General features: G+C 35.1%; 14 protein-coding genes. 6 read left to right on the forward strand and 8 right to left on the reverse strand.

The features are described 5' to 3' along the window. The first annotated feature begins 18 nt into the window (after window positions 1-18). The 4 genes from BOW57_RS08160 to BOW57_RS08175 all read left to right on the forward strand — a co-directional run bounded on the left by BOW57_RS08160 (window position 19) and on the right by BOW57_RS08175 (window position 8,568). Window positions 19-2,346, forward strand: a complete 2,328-nt coding sequence (locus BOW57_RS08160) for a glycoside hydrolase family 20 protein (RefSeq protein WP_129053709.1) — start codon at window positions 19-21, stop codon at window positions 2,344-2,346. A 327-nt stretch (window positions 2,347-2,673) separates the two neighbouring features. After that, the gene (locus tag BOW57_RS08165; RefSeq protein WP_241687413.1) at window positions 2,674-2,967 is read left to right on the forward strand and encodes a hypothetical protein; all 294 of its coding nucleotides are present in this window, start codon (window positions 2,674-2,676) and stop codon (window positions 2,965-2,967) included. 86 nt (window positions 2,968-3,053) lie between these two features. Further along, the gene (locus tag BOW57_RS08170) at window positions 3,054-7,433 is read left to right on the forward strand and encodes a CusA/CzcA family heavy metal efflux RND transporter (protein ID WP_129053711.1); all 4,380 of its coding nucleotides are present in this window, start codon (window positions 3,054-3,056) and stop codon (window positions 7,431-7,433) included. A 4-nt stretch (window positions 7,434-7,437) separates the two neighbouring features. Then, window positions 7,438-8,568 (forward strand): efflux RND transporter periplasmic adaptor subunit, encoded by a 1,131-nt coding sequence (locus BOW57_RS08175; protein WP_129053712.1) that lies wholly within the window; start codon window positions 7,438-7,440, stop codon window positions 8,566-8,568. 119 nt (window positions 8,569-8,687) lie between these two features. Here BOW57_RS08175 and BOW57_RS08180 read toward each other — a convergent pair whose 3' ends face one another. The 8 genes from BOW57_RS08180 to BOW57_RS08215 form a co-directional block, all read right to left on the reverse strand. After that, window positions 8,688-9,377: a VIT family protein gene (locus BOW57_RS08180; RefSeq protein WP_129053713.1), complete on the reverse strand. Its 690-nt coding sequence runs from the start codon at window positions 9,375-9,377 to the stop codon at window positions 8,688-8,690. Between the two features lie 526 nt (window positions 9,378-9,903). Next, window positions 9,904-10,401 (reverse strand): 4'-phosphopantetheinyl transferase superfamily protein, encoded by a 498-nt coding sequence (locus tag BOW57_RS08185; RefSeq protein ID WP_129053714.1) that lies wholly within the window; start codon window positions 10,399-10,401, stop codon window positions 9,904-9,906. Further along, window positions 10,398-10,652, reverse strand: coding sequence for an acyl carrier protein (locus BOW57_RS08190; protein WP_129053715.1), 255 nt, complete (start codon window positions 10,650-10,652; stop codon window positions 10,398-10,400). The genes BOW57_RS08185 and BOW57_RS08190 overlap by 4 nt, the downstream gene beginning before the upstream one ends. A 4-nt stretch (window positions 10,653-10,656) precedes the next feature. Further along, window positions 10,657-11,931 carry a beta-ketoacyl synthase gene (locus tag BOW57_RS08195; RefSeq protein WP_129053716.1) on the reverse strand — a complete coding sequence of 425 codons (1,275 nt, stop codon included), beginning with the start codon at window positions 11,929-11,931 and terminating at the stop codon, window positions 10,657-10,659. After that, a complete protein-coding gene (locus BOW57_RS08200) occupies window positions 11,928-12,368 on the reverse strand; it encodes a 3-hydroxyacyl-ACP dehydratase FabZ family protein (RefSeq protein WP_129053717.1) in 441 nt (146 codons plus the stop codon). The genes BOW57_RS08195 and BOW57_RS08200 overlap by 4 nt, the downstream gene beginning before the upstream one ends. A gap of 12 nt (window positions 12,369-12,380) precedes the next feature. Then, window positions 12,381-13,433, reverse strand: a complete 1,053-nt coding sequence (locus tag BOW57_RS08205; protein ID WP_129053718.1) for a type III polyketide synthase — start codon at window positions 13,431-13,433, stop codon at window positions 12,381-12,383. Next, window positions 13,430-14,143 (reverse strand): methyltransferase domain-containing protein, encoded by a 714-nt coding sequence (locus BOW57_RS08210; protein ID WP_129053719.1) that lies wholly within the window; start codon window positions 14,141-14,143, stop codon window positions 13,430-13,432. Before BOW57_RS08210 ends, BOW57_RS08205 begins: the two co-directional genes overlap by 4 nt. Then, entirely contained in the window at window positions 14,144-15,271 is a 1,128-nt protein-coding gene (locus BOW57_RS08215; protein ID WP_129053720.1) for an NAD(P)/FAD-dependent oxidoreductase, read from the reverse strand. Between the two features lie 265 nt (window positions 15,272-15,536). On the opposite strand from BOW57_RS08215, the gene BOW57_RS08220 reads away from it, so the two are divergent. Together BOW57_RS08220 and BOW57_RS08225 are read left to right on the forward strand one after the other, a co-directional pair. Next, window positions 15,537-16,349, forward strand: a complete 813-nt coding sequence (locus BOW57_RS08220) for an AraC family transcriptional regulator (RefSeq protein ID WP_129053721.1) — start codon at window positions 15,537-15,539, stop codon at window positions 16,347-16,349. 78 nt (window positions 16,350-16,427) lie between these two features. Continuing rightward, complete coding sequence (locus tag BOW57_RS08225; RefSeq protein WP_129053722.1) at window positions 16,428-18,089, forward strand: serine hydrolase; 1,662 nt, start codon at window positions 16,428-16,430, stop codon at window positions 18,087-18,089. The last annotated feature ends 45 nt before the right edge of the window (window positions 18,090-18,134 follow it).

The raw sequence follows: 18,134 nt of genomic DNA on the forward strand, positions 1-18,134 counted from the left end.
AGCTAATTCTATCAAATAATGAAAACCACAAAAACAACCACAAACTTAATTCTAACCGCTTTATTGGTATTTTCGATGCAATTGCAGGCGCAAAAGTCCGTTCATATAATACCACAGCCCGTTAGTTTAGAGATCAAACAAGGCAGTTTCTCCTTTGATAATTCTACAGTTATAAAAGTAGATAAGAAAGATGCGGCTTCTGAAAAGGTAGTTCACTTTTTTAAAGAATATGTAAAACGAGTTACAGGATTTGAATTAAACAATACTAAAACAAGTGGAAAAGAGATTGTTTTTAGTATCGAAAAAATCAAAGAAATTGGAGACGAAGGATATTTACTTTCTGTAAATCCAAAAGAAATTCATATCAGAGCCAATACATCCAAAGGATTGTTTTATGGCGTACAATCTTTATTGCAGACACTGCCTTTTAGCCGTACAAATGATTTGGTTCAAATTCCAAGTATGGAAATAAAAGATTATCCTCGCTTTCAATGGAGAGGGATGATGTTAGATGTCAGCCGTCATTTTGCTTCTCCTGAATTGGTAAAAGAATTTATTGATTTACTGGCAGCTTATAAAATGAATGTTTTTCACTGGCACTTAGTTGATGGAGCAGGCTGGCGTTTAGAAATTAAAAAATATCCTAAATTAACCCAACAAGCCGCTTGGCGTGTCGATGATTGGGGAAAATCATGGAATTGGGCTGAAATAGAGTTTAATGCCGACAGAAGTAAATCGACTTACGGCGGCTATTATACTCAAGAACAAGCAAAAGAGATTGTGGCTTATGCCAAAGCAAGAAATATTACAGTTGTGCCGGAGATAGAAATGCCAGGCCACTCTGAAGCTGCAATGGCGGCATATCCTGAGTTATCATGTAATCCTAAAAACACTTTTGCACAATCAGGTAATTTTTTAGCCAGTAAAGTTGAAAGTAATTATTGTGCAGGAAACGATAAGGCTTTTACATTCTTGCAAGATGTATTAACAGAAGTGATGGCAATTTTCCCTTCAAAATATATTCATATTGGAGGAGATGAAGTAGACAAAACGAGCTGGAAACATTGTGCTAAATGTCAAGCTAGAATGAAAACGGAGCAATTGAAAGACGAGAAAGAATTGCAAAGTTACTTTATTCGCAGAATGGAAAAATTCTTAGTTTCGAATAACAGAAAAATGATTGGATGGGATGAAATTCTTGAAGGCGGATTAGCTCCAGAAGCAACTGTTATGAGCTGGCGCGGCGAGGCAGGCGGAATAGAAGCTGCTAAAATGGGACATGATGTAGTGATGACACCTGGTTCTCCTTACTATTTTGACCATTATCAAGGTGATCCTGAAACAGAACCTCTTGCAATTGGCGGATTTAATACGCTGAAAAAAGTATATAATTATGACCCAATTCCAGTTGAATTAACTACAGAAGAGGCTAAACGTGTTTTAGGCGCACAAGCTAATTTATGGACAGAATACATAAGTACCGCTGAACATGTTAAATATATGATTCTGCCTCGAATGCTTGCATTAGCTGAAGTATTGTGGTCTAAAAAAGAACAACGGGATTGGAAAAACTTTGCAGAACGTTTGCAACTGCACCTAGAAGGTTTTGAGCAAAGAGGAATCCGTTATTCAAAAGGAAATTTCAAAGTAGATATTAAGCCAGTAGTCGAGAACAATAAACTTTTTATAGAACTCGATACAGATCAAATAGAGGCAGTAATTTATTATACAACTGATGGAAGCACACCATCTACAAGCAGTATTAAATATGAAAAACCATTTGTAGTAAATAGTTCTATGACGGTAAAAGCAATCACGGTTATAAATAATAAAGTGGTGAGTGCAAAACCTGCAGAACAATCTTTTACCTTTAATAAAGCAACTGGAAAAACAATAAGTTACACAAATGCCAACAGCACTCATTATCGTGCAAATGGAGTCAATACTTTGATTGATGGTTTTAGAGGTACAAAAGATATTGGCAAACAATGGCATGGTTTCAATGAAACTGATTTAATTGCTACTATAGATTTAGGAGCAAGTACATCAATAAGCAGTATTACTTTGGGATGTATTCAAAATTGGAACCAATGGATATTCCTGCCGCAGTATGTAAAATTTGAAATATCTCAAGATGGTGTTACTTTTAAAGAAGTAAAAACAGAGACGAACTCTATTACAGCTTCTGAAAAGGACATTCTAATAAAAGACTTTACAGCTCAATTTGCATCGCAGAAAGCTAAGTTTGTCCGTGTTACAGCCAAGAATTTGGGGCAATGTCCTAAAGGCCATCCAGGAGAAGGACAATCAGCGTGGCTGTTTGTTGATGAAATTATGGTTGAGTAAGTGACAGTATAAAAAAGTAGAAAAACTTTTTAATTTGAATGATGTATAAAAAAGAGGTCAGTTTCGCAAGCCGCGAAATTTGACCTCTTTTTTATTCTGAATATTGTGTCTGATTATCCCAAGTTTGAAACCTTGCTACTGGTTTCAACTATTGGAAAGCATTTTTTGTTAAATATTAAAAATCTAGTAGTTTTTTGTTTTTTAGATAACAGATTATTCTTTTAGATGTTCTAAATTTGTAAAGTGCGTAAACTAATCGTCTACATATTCATCTTTCTAATTGTATCCAATATTGGGTTCTTTCAGCAGTTTTATAAATTGCCCATATTGATTGAACATTACAATGAACATCAGCAAAGACACAATGTAAGTTTTATTGATTTTCTAGAAATGCATTATTGGGGAGAAGACATCAATGATAATGATTCTGATCGCGACATGCAGCTTCCGTTTAAGCATATTTCGAGCGCTTCGTTTCAGCTTGTATTTGTTCCCGCAGAAAAACACACATTTGATATTCCTTTTAATGCTGATTTTTCAGAATCAGACATAATTCCGTTTACTTCAAACTTATATTCTAATCCCGCTTTATTTTCGGTATTTAGACCTCCTTTGGCATAATTTAATTTTCTAAGATTTTTATTGTGGTCATAACATTTTTATGTTTTGACTATAACAGTATTATTTCAAAAAAATTAAATAAAATTATGCTCAATAAGATCATTCAATTTTCAGTTAAAAATAAACTGGTAATTGGTGTCTTCACCTTACTGTGGATTATCTACGGTGTTTTTGAAGTTACCCGTTTACCAATTGATGCCGTTCCTGACATCACCAACAATCAGGTTCAGATTATTACAACCGCTCCTTCTTTGGGCGCAGAAGATGTAGAACGTTTAATTACTTTTCCGATTGAACAGGCGATCAGCAATATTCCGCAGCTTAAAGAAAGCCGCAGTATTTCCCGTTTCGGACTTTCGCTTGTAACCATTGTTTTTGCTGATGATACTGATGTGTATTGGGCGCGTCAGCAAGTAGCAGAACGTTTGCAAAAAGTAGAAATTGCAGAGAATGCCAGTATTCCCGAAATGGCTCCGGCAACAACAGGTTTGGGAGAAATCTACCAATATGTTTTAAAACCACAACCCGGTTATGAAACCAAATATTCGCTCGAAGATTTACGTACGATTCAGGACTGGACGATTCGAAGACAGCTTCTGGGAACTCCCGGAATTGCTGATGTGGCAACTTTTGGCGGAAAGCTGAAACAATACGAAATTGCCGTAAATCCGTCGAGATTAAAAGCGCAAAATCTAACTATAAAAGAAGTTTTTACCGCCTTAAGCAGTAATAACGAAAATACTGGAGGCGCTTATATTGAAAAAGGCCCAACTGTATTGTATATCCGAAGTGTCGGACTAAAGCGAAATATTAAAGACATTCAAAATATCATTGTTAAAAATACACAGGCAGGAACTCCAATTTTAATCAAAGATATTGCCGAAGTAAAAATGTCTTCAGCGATACGTTACGGCGCTTTAACGACAGATGATATTGGTGAATCTGTTGGCGGAATTGTCATGATGCTGAAAGGTGAAAATGCCAATAATGTTATCGTCAATGTAAAAAAACGTGTTGCCGAAATCGAAAAGATTCTGCCAAAAGGTTTAAAAATAGAACCTTTTTTAGATCGTACCAAAATGGTTGACAATGCCATTGGTACAGTGGAGAAAAACCTGATCGAAGGTGCTTTGATTGTGGTTTTAGTTCTGGTACTTTTTCTAGGAAATTTACGAGCTGCATTTATCGTAGCTTCTGTGATTCCGTTAGCCATGCTGTTTGCCATTATTATGATGAACACCTTTGGCGTGAGCGGAAATTTGATGAGTCTTGGCGCATTGGATTTTGGTTTGATTGTCGATGGTGCCGTGATTATTGTCGAGGCGATTTTGCATCACATTCATAGTGCCAAAAAATACAAAGGAATCGACACCATTTCGCAGGAAGAAATGGACAAGGAAGTGACAGGTTCAGCAGGTCGAATGATGAATGCTGCCGTTTTTGGACAAATCATTATTCTGATTGTTTATCTGCCAATATTATCGCTGGAAGGAATTGAAGGTAAAATGTTTAAACCAATGGCACAAACCGTTGCGTTTGCCATTTTAGGAGCATTTATTCTTTCGCTTACTTATGTACCAATGGTGAGCTCTTTGTTTATTAGCAAAAAGGTTAGTCATAAACCCAATCTTTCTGACCGAATTATGACAAAATTGGAAGGACTTTATGAAAATTGGCTGACCAAAGCTTTAAAGATGAAAAAAGGAATTGTCATTTCGGCCTTTGTTTTATTCGGGATTGCTTTGCTGCTTTTCAGCAGAATGGGAGGAGAGTTTATTCCGCAGTTAGAAGAAGGAGATTTTGCGGTAGAAACCCGATTGTTGTTAGGAACCAATCTTTCAACGACAACAGAAACCATTCAAAAAATTTCGAATACACTTAAAAAAGAATATCCTGAAGTCGAAAAAGTAGTTTCGAGAATTGGAAGTGCGGAGATTCCAACAGATCCAATGCCGATTGAAGGCGGAGATATGATTATTGTGTTAAAAGATAAATCAGAATGGACAAGCGCTACTTCGTTTCCTGAACTGGCAGATAAAATGACCGAAACTGTAAAACAAACAGCTCCGGGAGTTACAACAGGTTTTCAGTTTCCGGTGCAAATGCGTTTTAATGAGTTAATGACCGGAGCCAAACAGGATTTGGTTTGTAAAATTTACGGTGAAGATCTGAACAAACTTGCCGAATATGCGGAGAAATTAGGTTCAATCAGTAAAACGGTCGAAGGTGCAACTGATTTGTATGTCGAAAAAGTAACTGGAATGCCTCAAATCGTAATTGATTATGACTGGGCAGAAATGGCGAAATATGGCATTTATGTATCAGATATCAATCAAACCGTAAATGCTGCGTTTGCAGGTGCTGTAGCCGGAAGTATTTACGAAGGCGAAAAACGTTTTGATATGGTAGTAAGAGTTGAAGCAAGCGGACGAAAAGACATTTCGGATGTTAGAAATCTATTAATTTCTACACGTTCCGGAATGCAGATTCCACTTTATCAAGTGGCTTCTGTGAAAGAAGTTGAAGGACCTAACCAAATTCAACGTGAGGATGCCAAAAGAAGAATTATTGTTGGGTTTAACGTAAGAGGCCGTGATGTAGAATCAATTGTAGAAGAATTGCAGAAAAAAGTTGACAGTCAGATCAAATTCGATCCCGGATATTATATTACGTATGGCGGTACTTTCGAGAATCTGCAACAGGCAAAATCACGTTTGGGCGTTGCTGTTCCGGCTGCTTTGTTTATGATTTTGGCTTTATTGTATTTTGCTTTCAGATCGTTTAAAGAAGGAATTATCATTTTTACCGCTATTCCGTTGTCGGCTATTGGTGGTGTATTTGGGCTTGCTTTGCGCGATATGCCTTTTAGTATTTCAGCCGGTGTTGGTTTTATTGCCCTTTTTGGTGTTGCAGTTTTAAACGGAATTGTTTTAATATCCGAATTTAATCGAATACAGAAACAAGGCGAAATTACAGATCCGTTTGATATCATTATTACAGGAACCAAAAACAGATTACGTCCAGTATTAATGACCGCTGCGGTGGCTTCTTTAGGATTTCTGCCAATGGCTTTGAGTAACGGAGCAGGAGCAGAGGTACAACGCCCGTTAGCAACAGTTGTTATTGGCGGATTGATAACAGCAACTTTGCTGACTCTTTTTGTACTTCCGGCAATTTATTTAATGACGTATCATACTAAAGTATTTTCGAAAAAAATCAAAAAAAACAAAATGGATAAACTGACTTTATTACTTGTTGCTTTATTGGTTACGGCTTCAGTGCAATCGCAACAAAAGCCTGTTTCTCTGGATGAATCTTTGTCGATTGCGCTTCAGAATAACAGAAGAATTAAATCGGCTCAGCTTAACGAAAAATCTAAAGAGCAATTACAAAAATCGGCTTATGATATTCCAAAATTGGCTTTAGATGCTGATTATGGTCAGTTCAATAGCGCTGTTAATGATTCTCGTTTTGGCGTAAGCCAGACTTTTGCTTTTCCTACTTTATATACCCATCAGAAAAAAGCGTTACAAGAAAATTATAATGCTGCAAAAGCAACTTCGCAATTGACTTCGAAACAGATTAAATCGAATGTGAGAAGTTTGTTTTATTATTATATCTGGCTCAACAGTAAAAAAGAGTTATTGGCTTACGCCGATGCTATTTACAGGTTAATGGAACAGAAATCAGATTTACGCTATAAAGCAGGAGAAACAAATGTATTGGAGAAAAGTGCTTCTCAATCGGCTAGACAGTTTTATACCAATCAGCTTACGATGGTCAATAAAGATATTGCCATTACGCTGAAATCGTTTAATACTATACTGCAGGACAGTGTAGCGCATGTTCCGGCTTCGGCAAACATTAAACATGATTTTGCTATTTCGTTAAACGAAAAAATAAATACGGCTGAACTTCCTCAAATTCAACTTTCGAATCACGAAGCAGAAGCTGCAAAATGGAAATGGAAAACAGAGCAGGCTAAACTAATGCCGGATATTACGGTAGGATATAATAATTTAAGCATTATTGGTACACAAACCAGTGTTGCAGGGCAGGAAGTGTATTATGACAGCAGTCACAGGTTTAGTTATGTGAATTTGGGATTATCGATTCCTTTGTTCTTTTCGAGTCAGTCTTCACGTAATAAAGCAGCAAAAATTGAATACGAAAATTACAAAATGATGGCCGAATCAGTAAAAATCGAAATGACAACAGAAATCGCCAACGCTGTAAGTGAAGCCGAAAAGTATAAAGAAAGCCTTTATTATTATGAAAACGAAGGACTTAAAAATGCGACTGTGATTATTGATGCTGCCAATAGCCAACTAGAAAATGGAGACATTGATTATTTGCAATGGGTTTTGGTCGTAAATCAGGCAATTACCATCAAAAATGAATATCTCGACAGGATTAACGATTACAATAAAGCGATCATTACTCTTCAAACTCTCACTAATTTATAACATCATGAAAACATATATCATCACAATTTTTGGTCTTTTATTTCTGGTTTCGTGCCACAGTGATAAAAAGAATCAGGAGAAAGAAACAGTACAAAAACAAGAAAACACCATTCAGTTAAGCAATGAACAAATTAAAAATGCAGGACTTGTTGTGGGAAATCCGGAAGAAAGAACAGTAAAAGGAATATTACAACTTCAGGGAACTGTAACGGTTCCGCCAAAAAGTGTTGTTTCGGTTAGTATTCCGCTTGGCGGCTATATTAAGAAAACAGATTTAATGGCAGGAATGCATGTTCGAAAAGGACAATTATTAGCCATTGTTGAAGATATGCAATACATACAATTGCAACAGGATTATCTTACGGCGAAAGAAAAATTTCAGTTGGCTAAAAGTGAATACGATCGCCAGAAAGAATTAAATGCGAAGAAGGCAAGCAGTGATAAATTGTATGAACAAACGGCTACAGAAATGCAGACACAGCGTATTTATATGGCTTCGCTGGCACAAAAATTATCCTTGTTAGGGATTAATGTAAAAACGCTTTCGGCTTCAAATATCAGTAAAACGGTTTCGATTGTTTCGCCTATAAATGGTGTTGTGTCTAAGATTAATGTAAATGTTGGAAAATATATTGGCCCAACAGATATGCTTTTTGAATTGATGGAAATGAGTGATGTTGTATTGGTAATGAATGCTTTTGAGAAAGATGTTCATTTGCTTTCTACAGGACAAACGGTAAGTGCTTTTACAAATGCCAATCCTTCAAAAAGATTCCCTGCAAAAATAGCGTATATCAATCGCAGTCTTAACGACGATCGTGCTGCCGAAGTTATTTGTAAAGTTAATCAATACGATAACGCATTAATTCCGGGACTTTTTATTAATGCTGAAGCAGAATTTGAAAACGAAAAAGCGATTACAGTTCCAGAAGATGCAGTAGTAAGATGGCAAGGTAAGTTTTTTGTTTTCGCTTTAAGCGGAAATAATCAATACAAAATGGCTGCAGTAGAACCGGGAACTACGACTGATGGTTTCCGTCAGATTAAATCTTCGGCTATTGATAAATCTTCAAAAATTGTGATTAAGAATGCTTATACGCTTTTGATGACTTTTATGAATGGCGGAGATGAATAAGTAAGGCGAAAGTTTGAAAGTAATAAAATCATAAGGTCAAAAAGATTGATATTGATTAAAAGAGTTATTTAGTTAATTGTTGGTAAGAGGGCAGTCCAGATTTGGGCTGCTCTTTTCTTTTAAGTAGTCTGAACACCAAAAATATATCCTACCAATGCCGACATTACCATTGCAAAAGTTCCCCAAATACAAATACGAAGTACTGCTTTTAATATGTGTGAGCCTCCTGCTTTAGCTGCTAAAACTCCTGAAAAAGCCAAAAATAGTATCGAAAAAGCATATTGGCAAAATACCATATTGTGTATGGGAGCAAAAATGGCTACTAAAACCGGAAGCAATCCGCCAACAATAAAGGAAACTGCCGATGCAAAAGCTGCCATTAATGGATTTGCCTGTGTGATTTCGTTTATTCCCAGCTCGTCTCTTGCGTGTGCTTCTAGCGCGTCATAAGCTGTTAATTCCATTGCAACTTGGCGTGCTAAAGGTTTGCTTAATCCTCTTTGTATATAAATATTTGTCAGTTCTTCGAGTTCGATTTCAGGCATGGTTTTCAGAGCATGACTTTCTCTTTTTAAATCTGCTGCTTCAACATCAGATTGTGAACTTACAGATACATATTCTCCTGCTGCCATAGAAAGTGCCCCCGCTACTAATCCTGCTACTGCGGCGAGTAAAATAGGCTCTCGTGTTGTAGTGGCAGCGGCAACACCAATAACTAAACTGGTTGTAGATAAAATTCCGTCGTTTGCACCTAAAACAGCTGCTCTAAGCCAGCCGCTTCTATTGATATAATGATTTTCAGCTTCCATTAGTACACCTTTTGTTATTTCATTATGAAGTTACTTCAAAAAGCGTTTGATTGTCAGATAAAAGCTGATAGAATGATTCTAAATTTTCAGGGAAATAAATAGATTTTTGCAATATAAAGCTATGGAGGAGCGATATTTTTTTCAGAATATAAATATAATCCGCTCCTATGGAGCTTTATTTATTTGTCTTATTGCAATTCTATAAATATTGTAACCCGCTGGGGGTGGGGTGTAAATTATGAGGCTTTTTTATATTTTTCTTTCCCCTTATTTTTTTTTATAAGGAGTTGTTTTTTTTGAATAAACTCTCCTGTTTTGTCATTTCGACGAAGGAGAAATCACACTTGGGAATCGACAAAGATTGGCTATATACTTTGTGGAATTTTTATTGTGATTTCTCCTTTCAGTCGAAATGACAAACTAAACGAAATAATTATATTTAAATTTGAAAGATAAAAAAAGGCCCGAACTTATTTTATACATTAATACTTATATTTTATACCCCACCGCTGGGGTCATACTTACTTCAAAGAATAGTGACCACTTTTTCAAATCGTCCGTGATGACTTATTGATACGTTCTGAATAGTATTTTGAGAAGTGATTAAGTATGGAATACCATTTGTATCTTTTAGAATGGATCTTCTTTCGATTTCTGTTACATTATTCAAATGGTCTAAAAGATTGACTGCAATAGTATGAATATGGTCTTTAGAAAGCGTTGTTTTGGTATAATAAACATTTTTAAAACAGGTAACAATACCTGTAGCAGTGTTGTCATTTTGAGAGGTGATAAAACAAATGAGTTTCTGCGGAATGTATTCTCTTATTTTGGTTTGGCGATTATAAATTTTATAAGCCGCTTCTTTCATGCTCCAAAGCAGCCAAACCATAATTTCAGGATTTGGAGCATTTGAAATGAGCAATTGTTCGTCTAGTGTAAATAGTTTTTGTATAAAACCTTTACGCCGCCAATTGCTTTCCTTTCGCGATTGTTGAATATCTATAACATCATTGCCAATCATTTTTCAGATAACTTAGTTTCTATAATTTCTACGGCAGCTTTTACATTTAGCATACGTTCCATATCAGTATTATCAATTACTATATCAAAGTTTTCTTCGATATCCAGCACAATATCTACTAAGTTAGCCGAATTGATATTTAGATCCTTAATGAAATCAGTATTTTCATTAAGGTTGTCATAGGCTTCGCTATTAGTTGTGTATGGTTTTATAATCAGTTTTAATTTAGCGACAAGTTCTTCTTTGTTCATAGCTTTACTTTTTAAATTTCTTAAAGATAATGCAGGCATTTACGTCACCGAAACCAAAACTGGCTTTGGCAATTATATTTGGACTAGTTTCGATTGTTTTTAAAGGTATTTTAGATGGATCTATCAATGCCGTAATTTCTGGATGAAGATCATCGCAATTGGTATTTCCAAATACAAAACCTTCGTGAATTTGTAGTATTGCAGCAATACTTTCGATACTTCCCGCAGCACTTAAACAATGCCCAGTCATACTTTTTAAGGAATTGATGTACGGAAAATCATTTCCTTTTCGATTTAATGCTTTGGTCCAATTTTCAATTTCAAGACTGTCTTTTGTGGTTGCAGTAAGATGTCCGTTTATAGCATCAATATCATTTGCAGAAATTCCAGAATTATTAATTGCATTGGTAATACAGCGCTGCACAGCTGTGCTGTTGGGAGCCGTCATACTTCCGTTACCGCGTTGACCACCTGAGTTTACATTTCCGCCTAATATTTCGGCATAAATAGTTGCTCCACGTTCCAGGGCACTTTCTAAATCTTCGATTACCAATGCACCTGCACCACTTGCCGGTACAAATCCTGCTGCTGATGCGCTCATTGGTCGAGAACCTTCTTCAGGATTATCGTTGTATTTTGAACTGCAAACTCGAAGGGCATCAAAGCCGCCCCAAATATATGGTCCGCTATCACCGGTGCTTCCAGCCAGTATACGTTTTGCCTGTCCGGATTGTATGCGGTCGTAAGCCATTAAAATAGCTTCGGTTCCTGTTGAACAGGCAGACGAATTTGTGGTAATCTGATTACCAAGTCCTAATTTACCGCCAAGATAAGCGCTAATACCGCTATTCATGGTTTGAGCCACAACAGTACTGCCTAATTTTCGAACCTCAAGTTCATCAATTTTATAAATGCTTTCGCGAAATTTATCAATTCCTGATGTACCAGAGCCAAAAATGATTCCGCTGTCCCAATCAGGATCGTCGTTAATCTCTATAGCTAATCCTGCATTTTTCCAAGCTTCAATACCTGCAATAACACCATACAAAATACCTGTGCTGTTAAAACCACGAAGTTCTAGTTCTGTAAAATACTGCGCCTTTATTTCTTCAGAGATTTCAGGTTTTCCTGCAATCTGACAAGAGAATTGAAGTTCTTCCAACTGAGTATCGTGCCGAATTCCTGATATTCCGTTTTTTATGGCGTGACTAAATTCGGTGATTCCAACTCCGTTTGGAGCGGCAACGCCTAATCCTGTTATTACAACTCGTTTGCTCATAATTTATTTGTAATCATACCAGCCAAAACGCCTTTACAAACTTCTTGTCCAGTTTCGTTTGTCATTACTACATCACATTTTAATTTTCCAAATCTGAAAAATGATTTTCGAGAAGTCACTGTTATTTTTTCGTTAGGATACACAGGTTTTAAAAATTGCATATCGGCTGATGTAAAAGCGATTACGGTATTTTTGTTAAAGTTGTTTCCTAATAGATAAATACCAAGGGAAACCAGACCAATTTGTGCCATCGTTTCGGTCAGAATTACACCTGGAGTTACCGGATTATCTTTAAAATGCCCTTTATAAAAGTCAAGATCTTTTTTAAAGATATAAGTTCCTATAGCACTATTTTCATCTACATGAAGTAATTCATCTACAAATAGAAAAGGTTTGCTGTAAGGCAGCTTTGCTAGAATTTCGGTTAGTTTTGTCATTTATCTAATTAATTACCATTGCAGTAAAACTCGTTGTGCTGAAAATCCTGGGCCAAAACTTAGCATTAATCCTTTTTCTCCTGCTTGTGGGTTTTCGTCCATAATTTGTTCTAAAACGTATAAAACTGTTGCACTCGACATATTGCCATATTGTTTAAGTACTTCTTTAGTTAAGTTTATATTTTTTCCTAATTCTAAGAAAAGTGACTCTACTTTATTAATGATTTTTTTCCCGCCGGGATGGAATATCATATGATCAATATTTTCAATTTTTAAATTATTCTTTTGTAGAAACGGATGAATAATATCTTCAAAATGGGAAGCAATAGTTTCTGGCACTTCTATATCCAGCACCATTTTTAAACCATTATTAGTGAGTTTAAATCCCATCATATGTTCAGCATCATAAAAATGATACATTTCTTCATCGAGTATTTCAGGGCCATAATCTTCATCAAAAGAAGACAACAAACAACAAGCCGCACCATCTCCAAATATAGCAGCACTAACAATATTAGGCATCGAAAAATCATCAAGCTGAAAAGTTGCTGTTGGCGATTCTACGGCTATCACAGCAGCACGTTTTCCGGGATTGGCTTTCAGGAAATTTTTAGCGTAAATTATTCCAGATATTCCTGCAGCACAACCCATTTCGGTTACAGGAAGCCGTACAATATCTTGCCTTAATTTCATTTTATTTACAAGATACGCATCTAAAGACGGAATCATTATTCCGGTACAGCTTACCGTAATGATATAATCTAAAGTTTCTGGATTCCAGTTGGCTTTTTCGAGTGTTTTTTGCAAAACTTGTTCGCCCAGAATAATAACTTCCCTACTATAAATGTCGTTTTTATCTTCGAATGAAGTTGCTGTAAAAACAGATTCAGGATCCATTATAGAGTAACGTTTGTCTACAGCGGCGCCTTCAAATATTTTTTTGACTTTTTTGATGAAGCGTTCGTCTTGTCCGTGAAGCCAGCCTTCCAGCATTGGAATTATTTCGGACGTTTCTCTTGAATATTGTGGTAGCTGCTTGGCAACTGTTACTATTTTTACACTCATGTTTTAGTAATTATCCATTGATAGCGAAATGCCCATTTCCAGTTTATGGTATAGTTTTTTAAGCTTAACTTTTTGGAGAACTCTTCCAGTTCAGATTTTTTAAATCCTCTTAAAATAGATATTAGTCCATCTTCACGCGACATTTTATTCAGACTAAAAAGAACACAGATTAATTCAAAAAGGCTGTAAGCTAGTTTGCTGCGATGCAGGTCGTTAATAATAATTCCAACCTCAACATTCTTATTAAAGGTAGTAATTATATTTAATATTTCGACATTGGTAAAATGATGCAGTGTCAAGGTGCATAATACAATATCATATTTTAAGCTTTCAAATTCTGGACTAAAAATGTCTTCGCAATAATATTGGATATTGGAATATTCTTTTGATAAATTTTGGGCATATTTTATAGTAAATGCGTTTGCATCAATACCGATAAGTTTAAATTTGAGATTATTTTTTTTACCAAATTTCGCCAGCATTCGCAGCATATCGCCGTTGCCGCAGCCTATATCAGCAATGGTTATTATTTTGGCAGTATCAGTCTTTTTCAGCAATTGTTTTATTCCGTGAAGAGTAAGTTTGTTGCCGCCAAGCAATTGATTTATGCGTGCAATTTGGTCAAGTGCAGCTTGGAGTTCTTCTCCTTCAAGAGAAAAATCATCCATAATCTCAGGAGCGAGTGTTCTATATTGGGTGCTTACGGCCATTTACTGAATTGCTATTGTTTTGCCATGTGTTTGTTTTATTATTCTTGATATTACTTTAGGAAACGATGCTGCTATTGTAACAAGTATGTTTGTAATCGTTTTATGAGTTAAAATCTGGGCTAGAATTCGGCCCCAAAGCATTCTTTTTCCAAAATGAATGTTCCATTCTTCAGTATACTTTTTTTCGACTATTTCGCGAGGCATTTGTTGTTCTGAAAAATATTCTAAGATTAATTCTGATGCTATTTTGGCGCTGTGAATTGCCATTGCCATTCCGTTGCCGCAAAGCGGATGAATAAGTCCAGCTGTATCGCCGATCATTAAAATATGGTTTTCAACAGCTTGCTTTTTGTCAAAAGAAATTTGACTTATGGTTAATGGTTTGTCAAAGAGGAGTTGACTATTCTCAAAAATAGTTTTAAGATGCTTGTTTTTATAAAGCACATTTTGTTGATAGTCTTCAATGTTTTTGTATTGTTTGAAGGTTTTGTAATCTGCCAGATAACAGATGTTTATGATGTTGTTTTCGACTTTAGAAACCCCGCAATAACCTCCTTTGAAGTTATGAAGCGCCACAAGATCATCGTCTAAACTACCCGAATAGTGGGCTTTTACGGCTAACCAAGGCGATTTTTTATGAATAAAGTTTCTTGTCAAAACTTGATCTATGTTTGATCTTTTTCCAAAAGCACCTAAAACTATTTTTGCTTTAAAAGTGTGATCTGAAGTATTTATGGTGAATATATCATTATCAAAAAATACATTAGTAACGGTCTCATTAATAATAGTACAATTATGGGCTGATGCTTTTTGATATAAAAAATAATCAAGCGTGTATCGGCTTACGCCAAAACCTCCTAATGGAAGTGCTGCAGAAGCTTTTTTTGTGTTACTGGCAGTAAATTCAAATTTTGAAATGGTGGTGGGATTTAGTTCTGAAACATCGGCGCCGAGCCATTTTAAATAAGGAAGGATTTCATTAGAGATATATTCACCACAGACTTTGTGTCTAGGATAACTGGATTTTTCGATCAAAATTACTTTTAGTTTCCTTTGAGACAAATGAATAGCCGCAGTCAAACCGGCTAGTCCGCCGCCAATAATGAGTACATCCGGATTTGTTTCCATATCACTAATTTAGAAATTATATCTTAGATAATGGTTAAAATGAGGATATTAAGTTTGTTTCGAATAATAAATAAAATATATGCTATATAGATATTAAATTATCAGATAAGAAAGATGGATTAATAGGACATGAAATGTCTTATCCTGCTAATTCTTTTTTATACTGCTTCTTCTTTTGTAATTTGAACGGAATCATTATTATATTTATATCGTTAATTTTTAAAAGAAAGTTTTTTACCTATCAGTAATTCTATTCAAAGTACTTATGAAACATTCGCAAAAAGGGGAGTTTTACGGAGAAACAAATAAAACAGTTTGTTTTGACGGACTTACTTTGACTGATACTGTTTATACACATCCTAAAGTGGACTGGCATTATCACGAACATGCTTATTTTACTTTTATTCTTGAAGGAAATGTGATTGAAGGAAATAAAAAAGAAGTCTATAATTGTGTTCCTGGAAGTTTATTGTTTCATAATTGGCAAGATGCACATTATAATATCAAACCAGATGGGTTTACAAGAGGCTTTCATCTTGAAATAGAGAAGGAATGGTTTGATAAACTGTCCTTAACCAGCGATGGTTTAGAAGGAAGTACTAAAATTAGTAATCCCGATATTAAACTGCTGATGTATAAAATTTTTAGGGCCTCAAAAATTGATGATGGCGATTCAGATCTTTCTACGCAAACTTTATTGCTGGAAATATTGTCTAAACTAAAAAAAAGCTCTCAGGATGTCTTGCATAAAAATCCAAAATGGGTCAAGATGATTGACGAAATTCTTCACGAACAATTTGCCGATTTGCTTACACTTGATTATTTATCGCAAATACTTAATATTCATCCGATGCATCTTTCACGAGATTTTTCGAAGTATTTTAATTGTACTTTGGGTGAATATATTAGGAAATTAAAAGTTGAAAAGGCGCTTTCGTTAATGAGTTCTAAACAGCAGTCTTTTACAGAAATTGCGTATCAATGTGGTTTTTCAGATCAAAGCCATTTCAATCGTTGCTTTAAGGAAATCAACGGTATAAATCCTTCTGCACATAAAAAGATTCTTTTCAAAAAATAGTTGTAACGTTAATTCTGTACAAGTTTTACAGTTTTAGGAGACTTATTTTTGCCTTTAATCAATCAAAAAAATCAAATCATGAATCGAATTCTTACAATGTTTCTACTTTTTCTATGCCACAATCTAATGGCTCAGAATAATAATTTGTATCCCACAGATGCCATTACAACAGATCTTCAAAAATCGAATATTGGTAAAGTGACTTTTATGAATGGAAACATTCCATTAGAGCAATACAAAAGTTCGGATATGCTAAAATCATTTGAGCTTAAACGCAAATCTGATTTAAATATCAGGGTTTTTATGGATAATTCTGTTGTCAATTATCTGCATCAGTTAGCACCAGATGTACCGGCAGAAAAACTTTTAGAATCTGGAAATCTTCAATTTTCATTTTATGTAAATGGTAAGTTTATTTATAAAGAAAACATTCATTTTGGAGCTAATTTTGGATCTGGAGGAAATAAAAAAACATCTATTACTTTTCGTGTTCCTCTTACCAGTTCAAAAGGAGAGGACTGGTGGGCAATTTATATGTGGGAAAGATTTAAGAATAATGGAGGGGAAAAAGTATTAGTAAAAGGGAAGCATCTGCTAAAAATAGAAATCAGACCGTATATAAAATTGAGCGAAACAAGTGAGGTTAAAACGGGAAGTTTAATTGCTGCAGGAGAGGTAGAATTAGTTGTGAAAACCCCTCAATTAACAGCAAAAGAAATCGAAATTCAGGAAATACAGTCCAATAGCGGTTGGGAGGTTTCGACTTTGCCATTTAACAAAAAGAAAATTGAAGAACTTAATACTGCTGTTGGTCAATATAATTTAAAAGAGATAACAAGTGTGGTGGTAATTCGCGAAGGCAAATTAATGCTGGAAGAGTATTTTAATGATGCCAATAGAAAAACATTACATGACACACGTTCTGCAGGAAAATCATTCGCTTCAACTTTAATGGGATTAGCGATACAGGATGGTTATATTAAAAATGAAAATGTTACTTTGAGCAAGTTCTATGATTTAAAGCAATTTGATCATTACGATATTGAAAAAGAAAAGGTAAAAATAAAAGATTTGCTTACAATGAGCTCTGCTGTTGACGGATCTGATATTGATGGACAATCGCCTGGCAACGAAGAAAATATGTATCCAACAGATAACTGGGTTAAATTTGCTCTTGATTTACCAATGAATAAAGCTAAAACAAACGGAGGTCAATGGGATTATTTTACAGCAGGAGTTGTAGTATTAGGCGATATTTTGAATAAATCTGTTCCTGGTGGTTTAGAGAAATATGCAGCAGAGAAACTTTTTAAGTCTTTAAATATTACCGAATATCAATGGCAATATACACCTCAAAAAGTGGTTAATACTGCAGGAAGTTTACAAATGACTTCACTGGAATATGCGAAATATGCTCAATTGTACAAAAACAACGGTATCTGGAATGGAAAACAAATATTAAGTAAAGATTGGATAGATAAAACGTTTACTAAACAAATTCAGATTCCAGAAAGAGATAATCAGTTTTATGGTTATTTGTTTTGGAATAAAACCTTTGTTTATAAAGGTAAGAATTATGAAACTTTTTATTGTGCTGGAAATGGCGGAAACGAATTTATTGTTTTTAAAGAGCTTCCTCTTGTAATTATTATTACATCAAAAGCGTATAATAAACCTTATGCTCATGCTCAGGCAGATAAGATTGTACAGGAATATATTTTGCCTGCGTTATTGAAATAATACATATTATTATAAAAAAATCCCTCAGTTCCATTAAAGGTGGAA

The organism is Flavobacterium sp. YO64, assembly GCF_004119505.1.
GTDB lineage: Bacteria > Bacteroidota > Bacteroidia > Flavobacteriales > Flavobacteriaceae > Flavobacterium > Flavobacterium oncorhynchi.

What these genes read in the sequence shown, in the direction of transcription:
- BOW57_RS08160 (WP_129053709.1), top strand. Translation starts at nt 19, where the DNA reads ATGAAAACCACAAAAACAACCACAAACTTAATTCTAACCGCTTTATTG.
- BOW57_RS08225 (WP_129053722.1), top strand. Translation starts at nt 16,428, where the DNA reads ATGAATCGAATTCTTACAATGTTTCTACTTTTTCTATGCCACAATCTA.
- BOW57_RS08180 (WP_129053713.1), bottom strand. Translation starts at nt 9,377, where the DNA reads ATGGAAGCTGAAAATCATTATATCAATAGAAGCGGCTGGCTTAGAGCA.
- BOW57_RS08170 (WP_129053711.1), top strand. Translation starts at nt 3,054, where the DNA reads ATGCTCAATAAGATCATTCAATTTTCAGTTAAAAATAAACTGGTAATT.
- BOW57_RS08210 (WP_129053719.1), bottom strand. Translation starts at nt 14,143, where the DNA reads ATGGCCGTAAGCACCCAATATAGAACACTCGCTCCTGAGATTATGGAT.
- BOW57_RS08190 (WP_129053715.1), bottom strand. Translation starts at nt 10,652, where the DNA reads ATGAACAAAGAAGAACTTGTCGCTAAATTAAAACTGATTATAAAACCA.
- BOW57_RS08220 (WP_129053721.1), top strand. Translation starts at nt 15,537, where the DNA reads ATGAAACATTCGCAAAAAGGGGAGTTTTACGGAGAAACAAATAAAACA.
- BOW57_RS08175 (WP_129053712.1), top strand. Translation starts at nt 7,438, where the DNA reads ATGAAAACATATATCATCACAATTTTTGGTCTTTTATTTCTGGTTTCG.
- BOW57_RS08200 (WP_129053717.1), bottom strand. Translation starts at nt 12,368, where the DNA reads ATGACAAAACTAACCGAAATTCTAGCAAAGCTGCCTTACAGCAAACCT.
- BOW57_RS08205 (WP_129053718.1), bottom strand. Translation starts at nt 13,433, where the DNA reads ATGAGTGTAAAAATAGTAACAGTTGCCAAGCAGCTACCACAATATTCA.
- BOW57_RS08185 (WP_129053714.1), bottom strand. Translation starts at nt 10,401, where the DNA reads ATGATTGGCAATGATGTTATAGATATTCAACAATCGCGAAAGGAAAGC.
- BOW57_RS08195 (WP_129053716.1), bottom strand. Translation starts at nt 11,931, where the DNA reads ATGAGCAAACGAGTTGTAATAACAGGATTAGGCGTTGCCGCTCCAAAC.
- BOW57_RS08215 (WP_129053720.1), bottom strand. Translation starts at nt 15,271, where the DNA reads ATGGAAACAAATCCGGATGTACTCATTATTGGCGGCGGACTAGCCGGT.